The 3,469-nt window shown below is 77.3% G+C and carries 3 protein-coding genes; 1 reads left to right on the forward strand and 2 read right to left on the reverse strand.

From position 1 onward, the window contains the following. Positions 1-44 precede the first annotated feature (44 nt). The gene (locus tag LJ221_RS15895) at positions 45-1,445 is read right to left on the reverse strand and encodes an RsmB/NOP family class I SAM-dependent RNA methyltransferase (protein WP_241717390.1); all 1,401 of its coding nucleotides are present in this window, start codon (positions 1,443-1,445) and stop codon (positions 45-47) included. Between the two features lie 112 nt (positions 1,446-1,557). Beyond that, complete coding sequence (fmt, locus tag LJ221_RS15900) at positions 1,558-2,490, reverse strand: methionyl-tRNA formyltransferase (protein ID WP_241717391.1); 933 nt, start codon at positions 2,488-2,490, stop codon at positions 1,558-1,560. A gap of 297 nt (positions 2,491-2,787) precedes the next feature. On the opposite strand from fmt, the gene LJ221_RS15905 reads away from it, so the two are divergent. After that, the gene (locus tag LJ221_RS15905) at positions 2,788-3,411 is read left to right on the forward strand and encodes a hypothetical protein (protein ID WP_241717392.1); all 624 of its coding nucleotides are present in this window, start codon (positions 2,788-2,790) and stop codon (positions 3,409-3,411) included. The last annotated feature ends 58 nt before the right edge of the window (positions 3,412-3,469 follow it).

Raw genomic sequence — 3,469 nt, forward strand, 5'->3', positions numbered from 1 at the left:
CGTCCAGGTGCGCCGGGGCGCACCTGGACGCGGGGCCGGCGGGCTCAGGTGCGGCGCAGCAGGGCGAGGTACATCGCGTCGGTGCCGTGCAGGTGCGGCCAGAGCTGGATGTCGGGGCCGTCACCCAGGGAGGGCACGCCGGGCAGCAGCGGGCGGGCGTCGACCGGCTCGGCGCTCTCGTGTTTCAGCACGTCGTCGACGACCGCGCGGGTCTCGGCCGGGTGCGGCGAGCAGGTGGCGTAACCGACGACGCCGCCGGGCCGGGCCGCGCGCAGCGCCTCGGCCAGCAGTCCGCGCTGGAGCGGGGCGAAGCCCGCCAGGTCCTCGGGACGGCGGCGCCAGCGAGCCTCGGGGCGGCGGCGCAGGGCGCCCAGTCCGGTGCAGGGCACGTCGACCAGGACGCGGTCGAAGGAACCTGGCCGCCAGGCGGGGCGGGTGCCGTCGGCGGTGACCACCTGGCAGGGGCCGGGGTTGCCGCGCAGGGCGCGGGCCACCAGACGGGCACGGTGGGGCTGCTTCTCGGCGGCGAGCAGGGCCGCGCCGCGTCCGGCGGCCAGCGCGCCCAGCAGCGCGGCCTTGCCGCCCGGCCCGGCGCAGCCGTCCAGCCAGCGGCGGTCGGGCCCGTCCAGGGGCGCGTTCGCCAGCGCGAGGGCGACCAGCTGGCTGCCCTCGTCCTGCACCCCGGCGCGCCCCTCGCGCACCGCCTCGATCGCGCCGGGCTCGCCGCCCTCGGCGAGCCGGACGGCGTACGGCGACCAGCGCCCGGGCACGGCGTCACCGGTCAGCAGTTCCCCGGCGGCGGCGCGGCCGGGGCGGGCGACCAGGGTGACCTCGGGCCGGGCGTTGTCGGCCTCCAGCAGCGCCTCGACGTCCTCGCGCCCGCCGCCGAGCGCGTCCCACAGGGCGGAGACGATCCAGCGGGGGTGTGCGTGAACGATCCCCAGGTGCTCCTCGGGATCGTCCTCGTAGGGCGGGGCGACCTTCTCCAGCCAGCCGTCCAGGTCGTCGGAGGCGATCCTGCGCAGTACGGCGTTGACGAACCTGGCCCGTCCGTCACCGAGCACGACCCGGGCCAGCTCCACGGTGGTGCTGACCGCGGCGTGTGCGGGGATGCGGGTGCCCAGCAACTGGTGGGCCCCGAGCGAGAGGACATCCAGCACCGGCGGGTCCACCTCGCGCAGCGGGCGGTCCACACAGGCGGCAATGATCTCGTCATAGGTGCCCTGCCGGCGCAGTGTGCCGTAGACCAGCTCGGTGGCCAGGGCCGCGTCCCGTCCATCGAGGTCGCCGCGCTCGCGGCCCTCGCGCAGCAGCGGGGGCAGGACGAGGTTGGCGTACGCGTCGCGCTCGTCCACGGCCCGCAGCGCCTCGTAGGCGATCAGGCGTACGGGGTCCTTCTCGGGTCGGCGGTAGGGCTTGGCGGGACGGCGTGGCCGGCTGCTCACGGAAAAGGTGCTCCGGGTGGTGTCGGGGGGCGGCGCGCGGTGGGCGCCGGGGCGCGGCGTTCCAGCCTAATCCCCCCGGCACAGGGCTCTGCCCGCGTGGGGCCGACCCGCCTCAGTCCCCCAGCCGCTCCCCCGGGGCGATGCGCACACCGCGCGCCCAGTCGGCGGCGGCCATCGGCTTCCTGCCCTGCGGCTGGACCCACAGCAGTTCGACGGCGTGCGAACCGGTGCCGACGTGCACGGTGTTCTTGCCGACGACCGGCTCGCCGGGTGCCAGGCCGGTACGGCCGGGGGCGGGTGCGGTCTGCCGCAGCTTCAGCCGCTCGCCCCGGAAGAGCGTCCAGGCGCCGGGCGCGGGCGCGCAGCCGCGCACCACGCGGTCCACGCGCAGGGCCGGAGCGGTCCAGTCCACGCGGGCGTCCTCGACCGTGATCTTGGGGGCGAGGCTGACGCCCTCGGCGGGCTGGGGGACGGCCCGCAGCGTGCCGTCCTCGATGCCGTCCATGGTGGCGGCCAGCAGTCCGGCGCCGGCGAGGGCGAGCCGGGTCAGCAGGTCGCCGCTGGTGTCGGTGGGCCGGACCTCCTCGGTGACCACGCCGTAGACCGGTCCGGAGTCCAGCCCCTCCTCGATGAGGAAGGTGGAGGCCCCGGTGACCTCGTCCCCGGCCATGATCGCGTGCTGGACGGGCGCGGCGCCGCGCCAGGCGGGCAGCAACGAGAAGTGCAGGTTGACCCAGCCCCTGGCCGGGACCTCGAGCGCGACCCCGGGCAGCAGCGCGCCGTAGGCGACGACCGGGCAGCAGTCCGGGGCGATCTCGCGCAACCGGGCGAGGAAGTCCTCGTCGCGCGGGCGGGCGGGCTTGAGGACCTCGATGCCGGCCTCCTCGGCCCGCTGGGCGACCGGGCTGGCCACCAGGCGGCGCCCGCGCCCGGCGGGCGCGTCGGGCCGGGTGACGACGGCCGCGACCTCGTGCCGCTCCGAGGCGATCAGTGCGTCGAGGGCGGGCACGGCGACCTCGGGTGTGCCGGAGAAGACGAGCCTCATCGGTGCGGGACTACCTCTCGGAGACGGGTGCGTCGGGGACTGGCGGGGTGGGGCGGGGCGGGCACGACGGGTGCGGGCGCGGAACGGCGCACCAGTCTACGGTCCGCCGCGACGCCGGGCCCGGCGGGCACCGGGAAGCCGACCGGGGCGTACGGTCCCGAACACTCCGCTCCCGCGTGTCTTTTCACGCCCCCTCGGCGTTACCCCGGCACCCGGTACCGCGTTGGTCAATGCAGCTTGACCGAAACGGCCGCAGACGCGGCCGGCCGATCCCACGCCGGTTCGAGAGGCTTGACCATGGCCGACCACGCCACCCCCGACGCCCAGGCACGGGCCAGCCTGCACCTGCTGGTTCGGGACATCGAGCGGGTCCGCCGGCAGGTGGACGCACTGCGCACGCTCACCGCGCAGCTCGGCAACGTCTACCGGCCACGGCGCGCGGGACCGTCCGCGGGCTTCGTCGTCTACGGCAGGGCGCCCGCGCCGACCGTCCGGCTCGCCCAGGAACTGCGCGACAGTGCGGAGACGCTGGTGACGGCGGCCGTGGAGTTCGACCGGTCGCTGGGTTTCTCCTGGGATGCGGTGGGCTCGGCGCTCGGCGTGACCAAACAGGCCGTACACCGTCGCTACGGCTCGCGCCGGCCGGCGGCACGGGCGGGTGGCGCCGCGGCGGTGGAGGAGCCGGCGGTGGCCGACGGCGCCTCCACCGCGCAGACCACGGCCCCGGCCGCCGACGGGCCGCGGACGGAACGGCGGCCCGGCCGGGACGGGGAGGAGTGCCGGGAGACCGGGGCCGCCGCACACGCCGTGACCGGGGGAGCCGGGGCTCCCCCGGTACCCGCCTCCCACCCGCCCTCCGGGCGGTCGGCGCAGCCGCCCGAGCCCCGTCCGGGCACCCTCCCCACCCCCCGCAACGGCTGATCCTCCGGCCGTCCCGTTCTCCGCCCGGCGCCCGGCCCCTCCCCCTCGGCCCGGCGCC

Origin of the sequence: Streptomyces sp. CNQ085 (assembly GCF_022614595.1) — a bacterium.
In the GTDB taxonomy this organism is placed as follows: Bacteria; Actinomycetota; Actinomycetes; order Streptomycetales; family Streptomycetaceae; genus Streptomyces.